9 protein-coding genes and 1 tRNA gene are annotated in these 17640 nt (G+C 63.3%); 4 read left to right on the top strand and 6 right to left on the bottom strand.

The genetic code is table 11. The annotated features are described in order from the left end of the window. Positions 1–219: 219 nt before the first annotated feature. The 3 genes from Q0L48_RS10695 to Q0L48_RS10705 form a co-directional block, all read right to left on the bottom strand. Complete coding sequence (locus Q0L48_RS10695) at positions 220–7317, bottom strand: autotransporter-associated beta strand repeat-containing protein (RefSeq protein ID WP_296720724.1); 7098 nt, start codon at positions 7315–7317, stop codon at positions 220–222. Positions 7318–7462: 145 nt separating this feature from the next. Beyond that, positions 7463–9934, bottom strand: a complete 2472-nt coding sequence (locus Q0L48_RS10700) for a serine/threonine-protein kinase (protein ID WP_296720726.1) — start codon at positions 9932–9934, stop codon at positions 7463–7465. A 158-nt stretch (positions 9935–10092) separates the two neighbouring features. Continuing rightward, on the bottom strand, positions 10093–10674 hold the full coding sequence (locus tag Q0L48_RS10705; protein ID WP_296720761.1) for an ECF-type sigma factor: 582 nt from the start codon (positions 10672–10674) through the stop codon (positions 10093–10095). Between the two features lie 558 nt (positions 10675–11232). Here Q0L48_RS10705 and Q0L48_RS10710 point away from each other — a divergent pair. Next, entirely contained in the window at positions 11233–11457 is a 225-nt protein-coding gene (locus Q0L48_RS10710; protein ID WP_296720729.1) for a hypothetical protein, read from the top strand. A 228-nt stretch (positions 11458–11685) separates the two neighbouring features. Here the strand turns inward: Q0L48_RS10710 and Q0L48_RS10715 are convergent. Both Q0L48_RS10715 and yghU read right to left on the bottom strand, forming a co-directional pair. Beyond that, a tRNA-Gln gene (locus Q0L48_RS10715) sits at positions 11686–11760 on the bottom strand. Between the two features lie 81 nt (positions 11761–11841). After that, positions 11842–12714: a glutathione-dependent disulfide-bond oxidoreductase gene (gene yghU / locus Q0L48_RS10720; RefSeq protein WP_296720732.1), complete on the bottom strand. Its 873-nt coding sequence runs from the start codon at positions 12712–12714 to the stop codon at positions 11842–11844. 116 nt (positions 12715–12830) lie between these two features. Here yghU and Q0L48_RS10725 point away from each other — a divergent pair, with 116 nt between their 5' ends. From Q0L48_RS10725 to Q0L48_RS10735, 3 genes are all read left to right on the top strand, one after another. Then, positions 12831–13850, top strand: coding sequence for a DNA topoisomerase IB (locus Q0L48_RS10725; RefSeq protein ID WP_296720764.1), 1020 nt, complete (start codon positions 12831–12833; stop codon positions 13848–13850). Between the two features lie 66 nt (positions 13851–13916). After that, positions 13917–16007 carry an NAD(+) synthase gene (locus Q0L48_RS10730; RefSeq protein WP_296720735.1) on the top strand — a complete coding sequence of 697 codons (2091 nt, stop codon included), beginning with the start codon at positions 13917–13919 and terminating at the stop codon, positions 16005–16007. Continuing rightward, on the top strand, positions 16007–16921 hold the full coding sequence (locus tag Q0L48_RS10735; RefSeq protein ID WP_296720738.1) for a DMT family transporter: 915 nt from the start codon (positions 16007–16009) through the stop codon (positions 16919–16921). Before Q0L48_RS10730 ends, Q0L48_RS10735 begins: the two co-directional genes overlap by 1 nt. 64 nt (positions 16922–16985) lie before the next feature. On the opposite strand, the gene Q0L48_RS10740 is transcribed toward Q0L48_RS10735, so the two are convergent. Then, entirely contained in the window at positions 16986–17582 is a 597-nt protein-coding gene (locus tag Q0L48_RS10740) for an NAD(P)H-dependent oxidoreductase (RefSeq protein WP_296720742.1), read from the bottom strand. Positions 17583–17640 lie beyond the last annotated feature (58 nt).

A 17640-nucleotide genomic window follows, 5' to 3' on the forward strand; every position in this document is an offset into this window, starting at 1 on the left:
GGTCGTGCAGACCGGTCAGGGCAAACGTCTGCTGCAGGCAACAGGTGCCGATCAATCGGTCCCAAGGACCCCGTCGGCAAAGCGCCCTTGTCCCGACGGTTGGACCGACGGCCAATATCACCCGAAAGCGGCTATCGCGATAGAGCTGGAACAGTGCCCGCCATGACCCGCGTCCTCTCTTTTTCTATCGTCGCTGTTCGACAATTCAGCGAGCCGCGGTCAGAAGGCTAGAGATATTCCCGCCCGGAAGCTGTGATTTTCAAAGCGATCAGCCACATCAGCATTGTAGCCAACCGAAAGGCTCGCGCGGTCAGACAGGCTAACCCGACTGCCAAGTCCCAGCGACAAGGCGTTTCGTGCAATCAGAGCGCCTGATACCTTAAAACTGTCGCCGCCCGCACGCAGTTCATGTGTTGACCTTTCCGGCTCATCGAACCCATGCCGCCAACCAACCGATGCGTTGAAATCTGCCCGGGATCGGCCGATTGCGAAACCGGCGCCGAAGCGAACACCAAGCGTGGTGAAGGTAGCGCTGCTGTCGACCTCCTCACCCTCCAGCGCTGCGGGACCTCCGTTTTCGGCAAAGCCTTCCGAGGAGTGCCAGACCCGAGCGATTTCGCCGAACGGTGCGATGATCGCGCTGCCAGCCTTGAAGTTATAGGACAATCCGGCGTGGATCTGGCTTGTGCGCGCGGAATAGGAACTTTCCAGCCTGTCCGAAAAACCGCCGAAATTGATCAGCCTGTTAGCATCGATATCGTGCCAGGCGATATCCGCGCCGGCCTCGAGACTAAAACCGCCCAACTGGCCTGCGGCATAGGCGCCCAGATGGGTGCTGCCGAGCGATGCGGTCGAACCTCGGTCGGCGACAGCGGTGTCGGAATGGGTATAGCCGGCGAAGGCGCCCAACCGCAGGTTGCCTATAACCGCCGCATCCGCCCCCGCGAGAAAGCCTTGCCACGTTTGCTCGAGCCTGGCGGTGCCATCCGTGGCATCTCTGCGCTGGTCGCCAGCGAGCCCCTGAATCCACAGTTCTAATGCATCCGCGTGCACCGCACCGTGTCTGGCGCGGGTGGCATCGCGAGTGATCCGGGCCTGGTCGACAAGCACCGCCGGGAGCGAGGCGTAAAGCTCTCCCGTCAGACTATCCAGCGCATCCCGCGCCGCGGCTTCGTCGGTTTGACCGAGCAGTGCCGTCACGATCTCATTGCCGCCACCGAGCGCATCGAGCGTCCCGCCGATGCCAGCCTGATTGGCGGTCAGCGCAATGTCGGAGAAGCGGGCGACCTGGTTTGACCTGAGGTAGACCGCCGTCGGATCATATTCGAGGGCGAAATCGAGAAAGACATATCCGTCCGTTACCGCGTCGAAGGCTCCGTTGACGCCGCCGTCAGCGGTCAGAATCGTATAGGTCCCCGGCAGATAGGTTTCGCCCGTGTCGGTCCCGTTTTCCGGGATGACGACGACAGTGCCCCCGTTGAGGGTCGCGCTGCCAGTGACGCTGACCGTGTCGTTGTTTACGCCGCGGGCGAAACCCCCATCGTTAAGTTCCACTTCGAAAATGGATCCCGCTTCGAAAGTCATGCCGGCAGCGTTTGTCTGGCCGACCGAGTTGCCCGGCGCGAAGGTGGCACCATTCCCGGTTGCCACGTTTCCGAAGGTTCCCGTGCCTTTCAAGGCCCCGCCGGTCACTGTGATGGATCCGCCAAGGCTGCCCGTGACGGCGAGAACGCCGGCAAGAATTTCGGTCTCACCCGCAAAACCCGACGAATCCCCTGTCAGCGTGACTGATCCGGTTCCATCCTTGATGAGAGCGCCGCTTCCCTGAAGCACCCCAGCGAAGGTGCCGTTGCTGTCCTGATCGAAGCCGAGGGTCGCGTTCTCGAAGATCGACACAAAGCCTTGCAGGCTGTCGGTCGTGCCCGACAAGGTGCCGCCGAGGACAAATGTGCCACCGTCATGGCTGGTGATTCCGGCCAGATGCAGCTGACCAGCAGCATCCTTAATCAGCCTTCCATCCCCGCTGATGGCTCCGGCATAGGTGCCATCGCTGCTTTGATCGAAGATCAGGTTATTCGAAGCAGACAATCCTGTGTCGATATCTCCCTGAAGGCTGTCGGAGTTCCCGCGCAGGGTGCCTTGGGCGATGGTGGTGCCGCCAGTGTAGCTGTTGGCGCTGGTCAGGCGCAATTCGCCCGTGCCGGATTTGATAAGCGCGCCGGCACCGACGACTTCGCCGCCAAAGGTGCCGTCTGCGTCCTGGCTGAAGACCAGCAGGGTATCGTCGAGCAGGATATAGCTGCTCGATGTGAGGCTCGCGGTGTTGCCGAGCAGAACGCCTCCCCGAACGTCGGTTCGCCCGGGGAAGGTGTTTGCGCCCGTCAGGCGCAGGATGCCTGCGCCTTCCTTGATGAACACACCATTGGGATTGCCCGCAAGCCTGACGGCATAGGTCGCATCGTCCTGTTCGGTGATCGTCAGCCTGCCAGCGAGCGATATATCGCCCACCAGCGTCGCTACGGTTCCGTTGAGGCTGCCTGGCGAGGCGATGGAGATGCCGCCCCGTCCGATCGCGGTTTGCGCCACCAGCGTGCCGTTGTTGACCTCGACTTTGCCGAGGAAATCGTTTGCGTTGCCGTCAAGTATCACCACGCCATCACCGGCCTTGACCAGATCGCCGTTGCCGCGCAGCGTGCCAGCAAAGCTGCCGTTGCTGTCTTGATCGATGCGCAGCTGCGCATTCTCGCTGATCGAGATGAACCCTTGCAGGTTGTCGGTGGTGCCCTCCAATATGCCCGCCAGCACGGCGGTGCCGCCGGTGTGCGTGGCGGCGCCGCTGAGCCGGACCCGGCCGGCGGAGACCTTCACAACACTGCCTTGCCCGCTGATATTGCCGAAAAAGGTGCCGAAGTTGTCCTCATCGAAGATCAGCCGGTTCGTGGCATCCGTGCCCGTATCGATATTGCCTTGAAGACTGCTGGTATTCCCGCGCAGGAGGCCGTCTTCGATGAAGGTGCCGCCGGTATAGCTGTTGAAGCCGAAGAGGTGCACCTCGCCGGTGCCGGACTTTGTTACCCTGCCGATGCCTTCAATCGTCCCCGCAAAGCTGCCGTTGCTGTCCTGCGCGAATGCGAGCGTGCTGCCGGAGCCCGACAGGAGATAGTCGCCCGTCAGGCTCTGCGTGTCCCCCGACACGCCCCCGGCGCGGATCTCGGTGAGCCCACGGAAATCATTGACCTGCGTGAGGCTGAGGACACCGGCGCCTTCCTTGATGATCTTGCCGCCGCCATTTCCCGAAAGCTGGCCTGCAAGTGTGCCCGCGCTATCCGCTATGATCGTGAGGGTGCCATCGGCATCGATATCGCCCAGCAGCGTATCGGCGGTGCCGATCAGCGATCCGGGCGAAAGAATGTCGAAGTCGGCCTTTTCGGCTGCGGTTTCCACCACCAGCGTGCCGCTGCGAACCTCCACTGTGCCCTCGAAGAGGTCCATCGGACCGTTCAAGGTCACGACGCCGGCACCGCGCTTGGCCAGAATACCGTCGCCCGCCAGGTCCGCAATGAAGCTGCCGTCCTGGTCCTGATCGATGAGGAGCGTGGCGTTCTCGGCCACCGAGATGAAGCCAGCGAGATTTTCGGTCGTGCCTTCCAGCGTGCCGCCGAGAACGAAGCTGTCAACGCCAAGTTCGACGCCGCCGGTGAGCCGGACCCGGCCGGCAGAGACCTTCACAAGGCTGCCTTGCCCGCTGATTTCTCCCGCAAAGGTGCCGTCGGCGTCCTGATCGAAGATCAACCGGTTGGAGGCCGACGTGCCCGTATCGATATTGCCCTTAAGGCTGCTGGTGTTGCCGCGCAGGATGCCGTCTTCGATAAAGATGCCGCCAGTAACGCTGGCGCTGCCGGTGAGGTGCACTTCGCCTTCGCCGCGCTTAAAGACCGACCCTGTCCCGGCGATGGTGCCCGCGAAGGTGCCGTTCCCGTTCTGCTCGAAGATGAGCGCCGTGTCGCCTGACACATTGTAATTGCCCGTCAGGCTCTGCGTGGTGCCGGCGAGCATCCCGGCGCGGATCTCGGTCAACCCGCTGAAGTCATTTTCGCCCGTGAGGCGCAGCACGCCTGCGCCCTCTTTGATGAACAACCCCCCGTCATCGCCCGAAAGCCGGAAGCCATAGGTTCCCTCGCTGTCCTCGGTGATCGCCAGCGTTCCGTTGGCGACGATATTGCCCGCCAGCGTTCGGACATTGCCCTCAAGCCGGCCGTTCGGATTGACGCGGATGCCGTCCTTGCCAATCAGCGCATCTATCACCAGCGTGCCGCCATTGACCTCCACCACGCCCCCGAAAAAGCTGTAGTCGCCCGGGGCTAGGGTGAGCGTTCCGGTGCCGGCCTTCAAGAGAATCGCCTCACCGCCCAGAAGGCCGGCGAAGGTTCCGTCGAAGTCCTGATCGAACGCCAGGATCGTGCCCGCCTCCGCGAAGATCTGCCCCTGCAGACTGTCGGTCGTGCCCACCAGAATGCCTTCGGCCAGCGTGGTGCCGCCGGTGTGGCTGGTGGTTCCGGCCAGCCGCACAAGGCCTTCACCGAATTTCTCAAGCCTACCGTCCCCGCCGATCTGGCCGGCAAAGGTGCCCTCAAGATCCTGATCGAAAACCAGCGCGCCGAACTGGCCGATCGTGATTTCGCCCTGAAGGCTGAGCGTATTGCCGCGCAAGGTCCCGTCCTGGATGAAGGTGCCCCCGCTATAGGTGTTGGCGCCCAGGATGGTGGTCTCGGCGAGGCCGGTCTTGGTGACGATGCCGGTGCCTGTGATGTTGCCGAAATAAACCGACCCGGCATCATCGCTGAACTGGACGATACCCTCATTGACGATATCGCCGCGCAAGCTGTTGCCGTTGCCCACCAGCATGCCGGCCTTGACCATGATGCCGCCTTCGTAGGCATTGCCCTGTCCGTTCAGGATAAGCGTGCCGAGATCATCCTTGATCAGCATCCCTTCGCCGACAAGGTCGCTATCGATCAATGCGGTCATCGCCGCGCCCAATGCCGTGCCGTCACCGACCCGGATCGTGACATCGCCAACAAGCGTGATCGCATCGCCGGTGATGCCGTAGTCCGTCACGGCGAATTGCAGCCCGCGGGTCGTGATTGGGCCTGCGCTGGCGTCCACGGTCACGAGCCCGGGCTCGCCGGCAAATATCAGCATTGCATCGGGGTCATAGGCTCCAGCCTGCGATCCGTCGGCATTGGTCCAGTTGGTTCCGCTTGCCGACCACGTGCCAAAGCCGCCCGCGATGCTGCCATTCGCCACGGTCCGCGTGCCGTTCCAGAACGCCAATCCTATGGGATTGCTGCCCGGATCATTGCTCGGCCCGGCCAGCAGGTTGATCTGCCCTGCCATGGCCGTCTGAACCGTCAGGTTCGTCTCGTCATAGCCTGTTGGCACGCTGGCACCGATGGCCAGCCCGTTATCGGTCAGCACACCGCCGTAATTGATCAGGCGATAAAGACCTTCGCCGAAGCCGCCGACATCGGTGATGTCCAGCGTGCCGTCGAGCACAAGATCGCCCCCGACCGTCAGCAGATCGCTGTCGACGCCCGGCGTGCCCGAAGGGCTGCCCAGATCGAAGCGCAACTTCGCCCCGCTTCCCAGAGCCAAGTTGCCGTCGATCGTCAGCGTGCCTTCCTCAATCCCGGGCCGCAGCAGCCCGTTCGTAACGGTCAGATCACCGCCCAGCCTGCCGGTGCCGCCCAGCGCCGCCAGCTCCGGACCGATGCTGTCCAAAGAGACCGAACCGCCCAGATCCCCCGTCAGCAGGACCGTGCCGCCCGAGATCCGCGTCGCACCCGAGAATGCCGAACTGTCGGCGGTCAGCAGCGTTGTGCCCGCGCGATGGGACAGGGTGCCTTGTCCATCCGCCACGCTACTAAGCGATGTATCGAACTGATGCGCGGTGCCGGTGTGGTTGAAGACGAGCGTGCCTTCGCCCTCGCCGAACAGGATTTCGCTTGCCGCGATCGTGCCGGCGCCGGCAGGGGCGGTATCTGAGCCGATGAAGACCGTGCCGGTGCTGGGCGTGCCGAATGCGTTCTGTTCGGCAATGTTGAGGGTGCCGCCGACGGACACGTGCCCGCCGTCGCTCAACGTCAGCGAGCCTTCGCTTTGTGCGCCGACGAACAGATCGCCCGAAACATCCCACCGGGATCCCGAGCCGCTGACCAGTGCCGCACCGCTTCCTCCGCTGCTGCGGCCTAGGATGCCGGCCTTTGCCGTCACGACCCCGCCATCCGTGATAGCCAGCGTTCCGGCATTCCGTTCGCCGATATAGATCGTCCCGTTGATGTCCCAGTTGGATTCCGCACCGCTTACCGAAGCCGAGCCGCTCCCCCTCCGGCCGATGAAAGTCTCGAAACTGCTGACCGTCCCGCCATCACTGATGACCAAGGTGCCTGTTCCGGTTTCCGAACTCGTAGTGCCCCCGCCGATGAAGAAGCTGCCCGATTCCAGCAGCGCATTGGCACCGGTCACGGTGACCGTGCCGTTCCCGCCCGCTTCCAATCCGATATGGACCGAGGACATATCGACCACGGTGCCGCCGTTCTCGATCGTCAGGACGCCGGTGCCTGCGCTTCCGACGAAAATGCTGGGAAAGGTCGTCAACTGCGTCCGGATTCCGGTCCAGGTCGAACCCGATCCGCTGACGGTGACCTGCCCCTCGCTGTTGGGGGCAAAACCGATCACTGTCGTATCATTTTCGAAGTCGGCGCCGTTCTGAACAGCAAGCGTGCCGCGGCCACTCCTGCCCACATAGCTGAATCTGCCGCTGATGTTGAGGCTTGAGCCGTTGCCCGCGATCGTCACAAGCCCGTCCGCCCCGGCCTGATCACCCAGCGTCAATCCCCCGCTTCCGATGCGATAGGAACCGGCATTGCGAATGGTCAGTTCGCCGCGTCCGATGGAACCGATTGTCGCGGAAAGGGAAGACGCGGCCCGGTCCAATCCAGAAGGATCGTCGAAAAACTCGATGACGGGCGAGGCGTCCCGCTCGGTGTCAACAATGACTTCATCCGATTGGCCATCGCCCACCGGGGCGCTATTATCCGACCAGTTTTCATCATTATACCAGTCCTGACTTGCATCGCCTTCCCATTTGTTTTCCTGGGCAACGGCGTTTCCAGCGCCTAATGCCGCTGCGATGACGAGGCTGGCGGCCCCCGACCTGAAGATGGCGCGCCGGGAGATCGCACCGCTGCGGAATTGCCCGGAGGAGCGGGTCTTGCGCAGGCCGCTCATGCCATCAGATGACGCGGGCAGTTTCACGAAGGACGGTTTTCCAAAGCTAAGCATAATTCCCCCAACGTCAGACAACATCCGCCCTCCAGCTGCCTGCGAGGTCGCTGCCTCGACGGCCGGAAAAGGGCTTCAGTCTACTTTACGTAAAAGGCTGGGGGTTCCCGCCAAATGGCTAGACTGAACGGTCGATGCCGAATGCCTGTGCGGCCTTGCGACACCCCTCGAGATGGCGCACGGGCGTGCTCTTGTTCGCTGACAGAGCGGCAAGCGCAGTGCGGATATGCGCGCTTCCGGCCGCGCGCTGCCCTTGCTCCGAGAGCGCGAGGCCGACACGGCAGCGCGCGACCTCGGTCGCGAAATGGCCCTGCGGCAAGGCAACCGAGAGTATCTCGAACGCCGCTTGCGCGGTTTCCCGCGCCTCGGGATAGCGCCTCAACGCAAGCAGGGCTTCCGATCGCGTGAGCAATGGAAAAGCCCGCAGCGCCGAGCCTTCGGAAACCTGATCATCGAAGATCGCTTGCGCCCGGTCGATCGAGCGCAGGGCCGCCGCTGGTTGCCCCGCTCGCAACTGAACCGTGGCGAGGTTCTGCAAGGTCTCGCCGACATCGCGCTGCTTGCCGCTGCCAAGGCGCCGGTATTGATCCGCCAGCCGATTGAGCAGGGCCAGCGCCTCGCCGGTCTGGCCTGAATCTGCCAGGGCCAGAGCCAGGTTGTTCTGATGCGACAGTGTCGACTTGTAAGCAGGGCCGAACGCGGCGAGCGATATATCATAGGCTCGGCGATGCGCGGCAATCGAACCTTCGACATCGCCGCGCCAGCGCCGGGTCTTTGCCAGAACCGACAGCGGCAACGCGAGGCGCGGATGCGAAGGTCCGTAATCGGTTTCCGCCACCTCCACTGCTCGCAGGACATGCGCCTCGGCGCTTTCGCCTTCCCCGAGTTCGAGGAGCGCGCGCCCGAGTCCCGTCCGCACCTCGATTTCGGAATTCGCGGGCCCGGCATCCAGGCGCTGCAGGGCCGCATCGAAGAGCTCGCGCTGCGCCGCCCAGTCGCCCCGTTCCGCGTGGGCGGCCCGGAGCAGCGTCGAAAGGGCAAATCTGTCATTCTCCGGCGCTGCCAGCGCCAGCGCCAGCGCGCGCCGGATATTGTCCTTGCCCTGATCTGTCTCCCCTGCGGCTACCTGAAGCGCGCCCTTGTAGGCCAGGACATCGGCATAAACGGTCGTGTCGGCATGTGCCGACGCTTCCAGAAGACCCGCGGCCTTGCGAAGGTATTCGCGCGCCTCGGGTTCGTTTCCCGACCTCTCGCTTAGGGTTGCTGCCCAGGCCAGCAGTTCCGCCTGCAGCAGCGGATCGTCTGCCATCGTCTCGCGCATATCGGCAAGCACCGGCACGACGATGTCGTCCAGGGTGATCCTGACCGATCCGGACCCGTCGTCCTGAAGCGGATCTAGGCGACGGAAAATGTCGAGCAGAACACTTCGTCCCCGCTCCGCCCGATCAACCGCGGCAAGCGTCTCGTCGCGCTGCGTTTCGAGCTCTTTCACATAGAGGTTCACGGTTGCGAACCACGCGATCGTTCCCGCACCGAGCATGACGAGAAGCGCGGAGACGACCTTGTGACGCCAGACCAGCCTCATCGCCGCCTCGATCCGCGTGTCAGGGCGCGCCGAAGGCGGATCGCCCCGGATCACACGCCGCATGTCGTCTTCGAAGCCAGCCGCAGTATCGTAGCGTTGCCGGGGGTCGTGGTGCGTGGCCTTCGCGACGACCGCTTCGAGCTGCTGTGTGTGCGGGGCGAAAGGGGCGCACAGGTCTCCGAGGACGCGGCCCAGCTGATAGATGTCGCTCGCCGTGGTGATGTCTGCAAGTTGCTGCTGTTCGGGCGAGGCGTAGTGCGGAGTCATGGCTGCAGGTCCGGTGGTGCCATCTTCATCGGCTGCCAAGCTGGCGATCCCAAAATCCACCAATCTGGCGCGGCCCGACTCCGTCACGATGATATTGTCGGGCTTGATGTCACGGTGAATGACCAGCCGCGAATGCGCGGCTTGGAGCGCTTCTGCGACATCGGCGACGAGCGCCAGCCTTCCTTCAAGCGAGAGGCGCTCGAATTTGCAATGGTCGATGATATTCCTGCCCTCGATCAGGTCCATCACAAACCATGGCGCTCCGGTTGCTGTTTCCCCGGCATCGAGGATACCCACCAGGCCGGGATGGTCGAAGCGCGACAATATCCGGCGCTCTTTCATGAAATGATCGAGCACGCTCCCCCGCACGTCGCTGCGGATCAGCTTGAGAGCGCCGGTTTTCTCATACCGGCCATCGGCTCTCTCGGCTTCGTAGATCACGCCGCAGCCGCCTTGTCCGATGTATCGAACAATTCGCCACGCGCCATAAACTGCGCCTATGCGGGGATCGGCGAAGACGGATCCAAGATCGTTCGCCTCAGCAAGGACCCTGTCCCTTGCCTCCTCGAGCCGTTCGAACACGCCCGTGTGTTCGTCACCGATTTCGAGCAACCGCGCAAGCCGATCGATCTTGCTCTGATCTGAGCCGAATACGTCCTCAAGCCAAGTGGTCCGCTCAGATGCCGGAAGGTCAAGCGCGGTCAGGAAAGAGGCATCGATTGAATCCCAGTCATCCATCCATTTGTCGCCCAAATTCCCCATGACGGCCCACCCCCGATATTCACCGGATCGCCGCTACGATCGATTGTTCGAAATGGCGCGCTTGTTCAAATTTCATCGCTGGAGCCTTTTGCCTTCCGAAACCTTCTGGAAAACCCGCAAGGATTTGGTCTTCGCTAGTGCGACGTGATGTAAGCGGCCAGGTAGGCGCGGGCACGTTCCCAATCGCGTTCTACTGTTCGAAGCGGACGGTTGGTCATTTCGGCTGCTTGCCGCATGGTCAGTCCTGCGAAAAAGCGATACTCGACCAGTCGTTCGAGATGAGGAGCGTGCTTGGCGAGACGGGCAAGTGCGGCCTCCAGTTCAAGCAGTTGGACCTCGGGTTCCGGTTCGGCGAGCTGCTGATTGTCCAGACATACATGCTCGCTGCCGGCACCTCGCTTGCTGGCGAGCTTGCGCCGTGCATAATCGATGATGATCTGGCGCATCACACGCGATGCTGTCGCAAGGAAATGGTTTTCGTTCGCAAACCGGCGCTCTTCGTCGCGCGATAGTTTTTCCCATGCCTCGTGGACGACCAAGGTCGTGTTCAACGTGGGAATCGGCGCACCATTGCGTAAATGACGCGAGGCAATGCTTCGAAGAAGATCGTAGGTCTCGGCGACAAGTTCATCGCTGAGTTCAAGCTCCCTTTCGATTTCTTTGTGAAGCTCATCGGGCCGGCTGGCCGCAGTGTCCTCTTTGTGCACTAATCCCATCAACAGTCCTCTCTTGGTCGAGCAGGAGCACCGGAAAAAATTGCGTGGCCACCAAGGCCTTGCCGGCTTGTATCGCAATGCATTGAATGGATTGTTTGTCAGCGCGGTTCAAGCAATGAGTTGCCTAGCGGATACTTGCGGCGGTTTGGAGGCGAACAGATCATCCTGTGCGAAAGCCGCCGCAGCTTTCTCCCATCATTGGCCAGAGCCTGTCATTCAACAAGAGGCCCCATTGCAGCCGCGCTCCGAGGCCATCCTCGCCGCTTCACGAACCGCTGGTTTCGGCAGAACCGGTCGTTCCGGCACGCTGTGACGATTGGCAATTTTGTCCCAGACGAGGCCATTCAGACCGGTGAATGACGTTGTTCGCTTGCAGGCTGCCGGCAGCCGGGACCCAGTGACTGGAGTGCAAGCGCAAATCTGCCGTCTTCAGCAGGTTTCAATCCCTAGGGCCGGCCCTAAGGGCCCATCGGGCTGCCCACCACCGGCACACAGGCTCCACACAAATTCGTGTGTCTTGCCTTGAACACCTGTTCTGCAAATGTTCTATCAGGACAAATGAGCAGCAAACGCCTCGATACGCTGGCCGACTTCGCCCGGCATAGCTATAAATTGAGGATTGAATGCGCCTGCGGACGCATCGTGAGCGCTGATCCTCGCCACATCATCGCGGCATGTCAAAAACGAAAACTGAGCTATCGGGTGGAAGCTGTTGCTGGACGCCTGCGCTGCGAGGAGTGCGGGCGTAAACCGTTCCGGGTGGGCCCGGGCCTCGGGACCTGAGGCTTTTTTCCCACCCTTGCTAGCCCGGCTTATGGCTTGGCCCGAAAGAAGCTGTGTATTTCCGTGTGGAAAGACCGTTCGAATGCGATGCGCATCTTGCGCTCGGAATCAGCTCGAATCATGGTGCCGAAATCAAGGCCACGACAGGGTGCCACGGCAGGGTGCCACGGGGTTTTGACTCGAAGAGAAACCCGTTATTTGTCAGACGCTTGAATCTGAAGAAAGCGCTGGCTGGGGTGGCAGGATTCGAACCTGCGCATGCCGGTACCAAAAACCGGTGCCTTACCGCTTGGCTACACCCCAGCAGAGCCGCGCTCTATAGCGCGTGATTTCGCGTTGTGAAGGGGCTGAAAGCGCACGAGTGCACAGCCCTTCGCCGATGTTTCAAACCGGTGGGCCCGAAACCAGCCGCTTGCCTTCGAAATCGGCGGCTGAATGGCGTTCCTTCATCTGGGTGTCTTCATCGCCCCAGACCTTGTTGACGATCCGCCCGCGCTTCACCGCCGGACGCGCCGCGATCTCCTTCACCCAGCGACCCACGTTCTTGTACTCGTCGATGCTGAGGAAGGTCTTGGCATCATTGTAGATGTGGCCGGTGGTGAAAGGGGCGAGCCACGGGAAATTGGCAATATCTGCGATGGTGTATTCGTCCCCGCCAAGATAACGGCTGTCCGCGAGCCGCTGGTCCGCCACGTCGAAGATGCGCTTGGTTTCCATCGCATAGCGATTGATCGGATATTCGTATTTTTCCGGCGCATAGGCGTAGAAATGGCCGAACCCGCCGCCGATGAAGGGGCCGGTGCCGACCTGCCAGAACACCCAGGAAAGCACCTCGGCGCGGGCCGCGGGATCGGTCGGCAGGAATGCGCCGAACTTCTCCGCGAGGTGGACGAGGATTGCCCCGCTTTCGAACACCCGGAACGGTGCTTCACCGCTGCGGTCGATCAGCGCGGGGATCTTGGAATTGGGGTTCGCAGCCACAAAGCCGCTGGTGAATTGTTCGCCGTCACCGATGTTGACGGTCCACGCGTCATATTCGGCGCCCGTGTGGCCCGCCTCGAGTAGTTCTTCCAGCATCACCGTCGCCTTCACGCCGTTGGGGGTGGCGAGCGAATAGAGCTGGAACGGGTGTTCGCCGACCGGCAACTCGCGGTCCTCGCGCGCTCCGGCAGTGGGGCGGTTGATCCCGGCAAAGCGCCCGCCGGACACAGTCTCGGGGTTCCAGACCTCGGGCGGCGTGTAGGTTGCATCGGCCATGGGGATCACTCCTTTGGGCGCGCGGGAAATGCGCGCTGTCTCGAAACCATAGCTGGCGTGCGGAGCGGCGCGGCGCAAGGTGGAACATCGCTGCGCCGGGCCGCTTTTGCTTGGCGATGGAAAAGCTGGTCTATGTCGACGACGATCTTCCCGGCATCACCCGCAGGCGTGCGGGCAAGGGCTGGGCCTATTACGACCCGGCCGGAGAGCTGATCCGCGATCCCGGCGAACGCGCGCGGCTCAGCGCCATTGCGCTGCCGCCCGCCTATTCCGACGCGTGGTTCTGCCCGGTCGACAACGGCCATATCCTTGCCACCGGATATGACGATGCCGGGCGCAAGCAGTATCGCTATCACCCCGGTTTCCGCGAGGCGCGCGAAAGTGCGAAATATGATGCCTGCGCGGCCTTCGGCAAGCTGCTGCCGCTGATGCGTAAACGGGTGGACGAAGACCTGAGCCAGCCGCGCGTCACCCGCACTCGGGCGCTGGCGGCGGTGGTGCGGTTGCTCGACGTATCGGCGATCCGCATCGGCAACGAGCATTACGCGCGCACCAACGAAAGCTACGGCGCGACCACGCTGCGCAGCGATCATGCCGAAGTGGGCGTGCGGCGGATCGCCCTCCATTTCGTCGGCAAGGGCGGTAAGGAGCGCGACATCGATCTGACCGATGCCCGGCTGGCGCGGGCGGTGCGCCGGATGCAGGATCTGGACGACAGCGATGACGATCACCTGTTCCGCTACGAGGATGAGGACGGCGTGGTGCGTCCCGTAACCTCCGCCGACGTCAACGCCTATATGCGCGAAACGATGGGGGAGGATTTCTCGGCCAAGCATTTCCGCACCTTCCACGCCAGCGCGCTCGCTTTCGAGAAGCTGGCGACCGGCACCGGCCGAGTGAAGCTGGGCGAAATGCTCGATCACGTCGCCGAGCATCTCGGCAACACTCCGGCGATTGCGCGCAGTGCCTATGTCCACCCCGCGGTGATCGCGCGGATCGAGGGGCAGGAGACATGGCGCGAAGGGCTGCACCTGCCACGCGCGACCCGCTGGTTGACGCGCCCCGAACGCGGGCTGATCGCATTTCTGGAGGAATGCGGCGACCTGCACGAACTTCAGACTGGCGATGCCGACTGAGGCTTGAACCCTAGGCAGCGGGGCCCGCGCACGTTACAGCCCGCGCGAAGCAGGAGACGCGAGCGGATGACGCAGGGCCACCCCTTTTACGATATGCACGAACACGGCTTCGTGCGCGTCGCCACGGCGACTCCGTGCAGCCGCCCGGCCGATGTTCCCCACAACACCGCAGGCGTGCTGGAGGAAGCGCGCAAGGCGCACGCGGCGAATGTCGATCTGGTGGTGTTCCCCGAACTGACGCTGTCATCCTACGCGATCGACGATCTGTTGTTGCAGGATGCGCTGCTGGCGCGCGTCGAACGGGCGCTGGCCGAGGTGGTCGCGGCATCGGCCGATCTCAACCCGGTGCTGGTGCTGGGCGCGCCGCTGCGCCGCGGGGACAAGCTGTATAATTGCGCGGTGGTGATCGCGGGCGGGCAGATTCTCGGCGTGGTGCCCAAAAGCTTCCTGCCCAATTACCGCGAATTCTACGAAAAGCGCCACTTCGCACACGGGCGCGGTTGCACCGATCTGTGGATCGCGGTGGCGGGCGAGGAAGTGCCGTTCGGCACCGATCTGGTGTTTGCCGCCGCCAACCTTCCCGGCTTCCGCTTCGGGGTGGAAATCTGCGAGGACTACTGGGCGCCGATCCCGCCGGGGATGACTGCTGCGCTCGCGGGCGCGCTGATCCTGTGCAACCTGTCCGCCTCTCCGATCACCATCGGACGCGCGGATGATCGCCACCTGCATTGCCGCTCCAGCGCCAGCCGCGCAATCGCCGCCTATGTCTATTCCGCCAGCGGCCACGGCGAAAGCACCACCGATCTCGCATGGGACGGTCAGGGCGTGGTATACGAAATGAGCGATCTGATGGCCCAGAGCGCGCGGTTCGACCTGTCAGGCGAATTGTGTGTGGTCGACATTGATACCGATCGGCTGGCTGCCGAGCGGATGCGCAACCAGACCTACGCCGATGCCGCCGAATGGGCAGGTCGCCCCGAAGACAGCTATCGCCGGATCATCTTCGAACACACCTATGCCGAGGGCGATATCGGCCTGCTGCGCCCGGTTGCGCGCTTCCCGTTCGTGCCCGCGCGGCCCGAAAAGCTGGACGAAGATTGTTACGAAGCGTTCAACATCCAGGTCGATGCACTGATGCGGCGGCTCGAGGCGACCGGCAGCAAGAGCCTCGTCATCGGTATTTCGGGCGGGCTCGACAGCACCCATGCGCTGATCGTGGCGGCCAAGGCCTGCGACCGCCTCGGCCTGCCGCGAAGCACCATTCGCGGCTATACCATGCCCGGCTTCGGCACGTCGGAAGGGACGAAGTCGAACGCGCACCGGCTGATGGCGGCGATGGAAATCACCGCGGACGAAATCGACATCCGCCCTGCCGCCACGAAGATGCTGGAAGATATCGGCCATCCCTTCGCCGCCGGAGAACCGGTGCACGATGTGACCTTCGAGAACGTGCAGGCTGGGCTGCGCACCGACTACCTGTTCCGCCTTGCCGGGCAGCACAAGGGCTTCGTGATCGGCACCGGCGACCTGTCCGAACTGGCGCTGGGCTGGTGCACCTACGGTGTGGGCGACCACATGAGCCATTACGGGGTCAACGCGGGCGTGCCCAAGACGCTGATCCAGTATCTGATCCGCTGGGTGATCGCGACCGGGCAATTCACCGATGCCTGCGGCGAAGTGCTGGGCGCGATCCTGGATGCCGAGATTTCGCCCGAACTGGTGCCACCGGGCGCGGACGGGCAGATCCAGTCGACCGAGGAGTTGATTGGCCCTTACGAACTCAACGACTTCTTCCTCCACCACGTGATCCGCTTCGGGCAGCGCCCTTCGAAGGTGGCGTTCCTGGCATGGCACGCGTGGCGGGAGCGCGAAGGCGGCGAGTGGCCGGCAGGCTTCCCCGACGCGCGCAAGAACGAATATTCGCTGCCGACCATCGCCCGCTGGCTCGACAAGTTTCTGCACCGCTTCTTCGGCTTTTCGCAGTTCAAGCGTTCTGCGCTGCCTAACGGACCCAAGGTTTCATCGGCCGGCGCATTATCGCCGCGCGGTGATTGGCGCGCGCCGTCGGATGCGGTGGCGACGGTGTGGCGCGAGCAGCTGCGCGAAAGCCTGCCCGCCGACGTCGCGAGCGAGGTGTTCGGCGACAACCACAGCTGATGGTTGCCGTTTCGAAGCCCGGCGGCCTGCCTTTATCGGCGCTGGCGATCATGTTGTTCTGCAACGTCGCATGGGCTCTGAATGTCGTGGTCAGCAAGATCGCGGTGAGCACGCTCGGCCTGCCGCCGCTGTTCTATACCGTGCTGCGTTCGGCCATGGTGCTGGTGGTGCTGTTCCCGTTGCTGCGGCAGATCCCGGCGCGCCTGCCGTGGGTGCTGGGCATCGGCTTCGCCATTACCGGAGGCAGTTTCGGGCTGCAATTCGTCGGACTGCAGACCGCGAGCCCATCGGCCGTGGGGATCGTCAACCTTGCAGGGGCGCCGCTGACCGTGCTGTTCGCGATCCTGTTCCTCGGCGAGGAAGTGCGCTGGCGGCGCGGGGTCGGGATGGCGCTGGCATTGGGTGGCGTGGGGCTGGCAATCGGCTCACCCTCGGCATCGGGCAGTCTGATCGGACTCGCCTTCGCGTTCGGCGGCGTGCTGATGGGCGCCTTCGCCTCGGTGTTCGTCAAGCGGCTGACGATCGGCTCGGTCGCGCTTCAGGCGTGGGCGGCGGTGGCTTCGCTGGCGGTGATGCTGCCCGCCTCACTGGCGCTGGAGAGCGGCCAGATCGAAGCCGTGCGCGCCGCACCGCTGGCGGTGGCGGCGTGCGTGGTGTTTGCAGGGCTGGTGGTCTCGGTCGGCGCACATTCGGCCTATTTCAAGCTGTTTCAGGCGCATGATGCCAACCTGATCGTGCCGCTGACTTTGCTCACCCCGCTGCTGACGATTGCTTTCGGCACATGGTTGACCGGCGACGAGATCGGTTGGCCGCTGCTGGCGGGCGGGGCGATGGCGCTGGCGGGCGTGGCCATCATCGTGGTGCGCCCGAGCCGCAATATCTTCAAACCGCTGCTGGTGCGCCCGCGGCTGTAACGGCGTCAAAAATTCAAGAGTCACCGGGGGCCGGTGCGACCCGGTGTACCCGCCCCCAGTAGCCTCAGGCGGCAAGCTTCAGCGCGGCTTCCTGCGCAGCGGCGATCTTTTCCTCGCCGCCTTCGCCCATGATCCCGTCGGCGGCGACGATTTCCACATCGCTGATGCCCAGAAAGCCGAGGAAGAAGGTCAGCCAGCGGCTCATGAAGTCGATGTCGCTGCCCATCGGGGTGCCGCCGCTGGCGATGGCGAGATAGGCCTTCTTGCCGGTCAGCAGGCCTTCGGGGCCGGTCGGCGTGTAGCGGAAGGTCGTTCCGGCGCGCGCCACCAGATCGGCCCACGCCTTGAGCGTTGCGGGCGGGCCGAAATTATAGACGGGGCTTGCGAGAACGATGGTGTCGGCGGCCTGCAATTCGGCGATCAGTTCATCTGCGATGGCGGCGAGTTCGACCTGCTCGGGCGTGCGCTCGGCAGCGGGGGCAAGGTTCGCAGCAAACCGCTCGGCGCTGACATAGGGAATGTCGTTCGCGGCGAGATCGCGGGTGGTGACGTTCGCGCCCGTCTTGGCGGCAAGGCCTTCGACGAGGCGCTGACCGAGACCGCGCGAAACGCTGTCGCCGTCCGGACGGATGCTGGCGGTGATGTAGAGAATGTTGCTCATGGCGGGGTTCCTTGAATGTGGGGGGGTGGAGCCGGCCGGACGGCGACAGCGTTTCGCG

It is taken from the genome of Erythrobacter sp. (genome assembly GCF_024305245.1).
GTDB lineage: Bacteria > Pseudomonadota > Alphaproteobacteria > Sphingomonadales > Sphingomonadaceae > Erythrobacter.

Coding starts and splice junctions, on each gene's coding strand:
- Q0L48_RS10700 (WP_296720726.1), bottom strand. CDS start 9,934: ATGGATGACTGGGATTCAATCGATGCCTCTTTCCTGACCGCGCTTGAC.
- Q0L48_RS10705 (WP_296720761.1), bottom strand. CDS start 10,674: ATGGGATTAGTGCACAAAGAGGACACTGCGGCCAGCCGGCCCGATGAG.
- Q0L48_RS10710 (WP_296720729.1), top strand. CDS start 11,233: ATGAGCAGCAAACGCCTCGATACGCTGGCCGACTTCGCCCGGCATAGC.
- yghU (WP_296720732.1), bottom strand. CDS start 12,714: ATGGCCGATGCAACCTACACGCCGCCCGAGGTCTGGAACCCCGAGACT.
- Q0L48_RS10725 (WP_296720764.1), top strand. CDS start 12,831: ATGGAAAAGCTGGTCTATGTCGACGACGATCTTCCCGGCATCACCCGC.
- Q0L48_RS10730 (WP_296720735.1), top strand. CDS start 13,917: ATGACGCAGGGCCACCCCTTTTACGATATGCACGAACACGGCTTCGTG.
- Q0L48_RS10735 (WP_296720738.1), top strand. CDS start 16,007: ATGGTTGCCGTTTCGAAGCCCGGCGGCCTGCCTTTATCGGCGCTGGCG.
- Q0L48_RS10740 (WP_296720742.1), bottom strand. CDS start 17,582: ATGAGCAACATTCTCTACATCACCGCCAGCATCCGTCCGGACGGCGAC.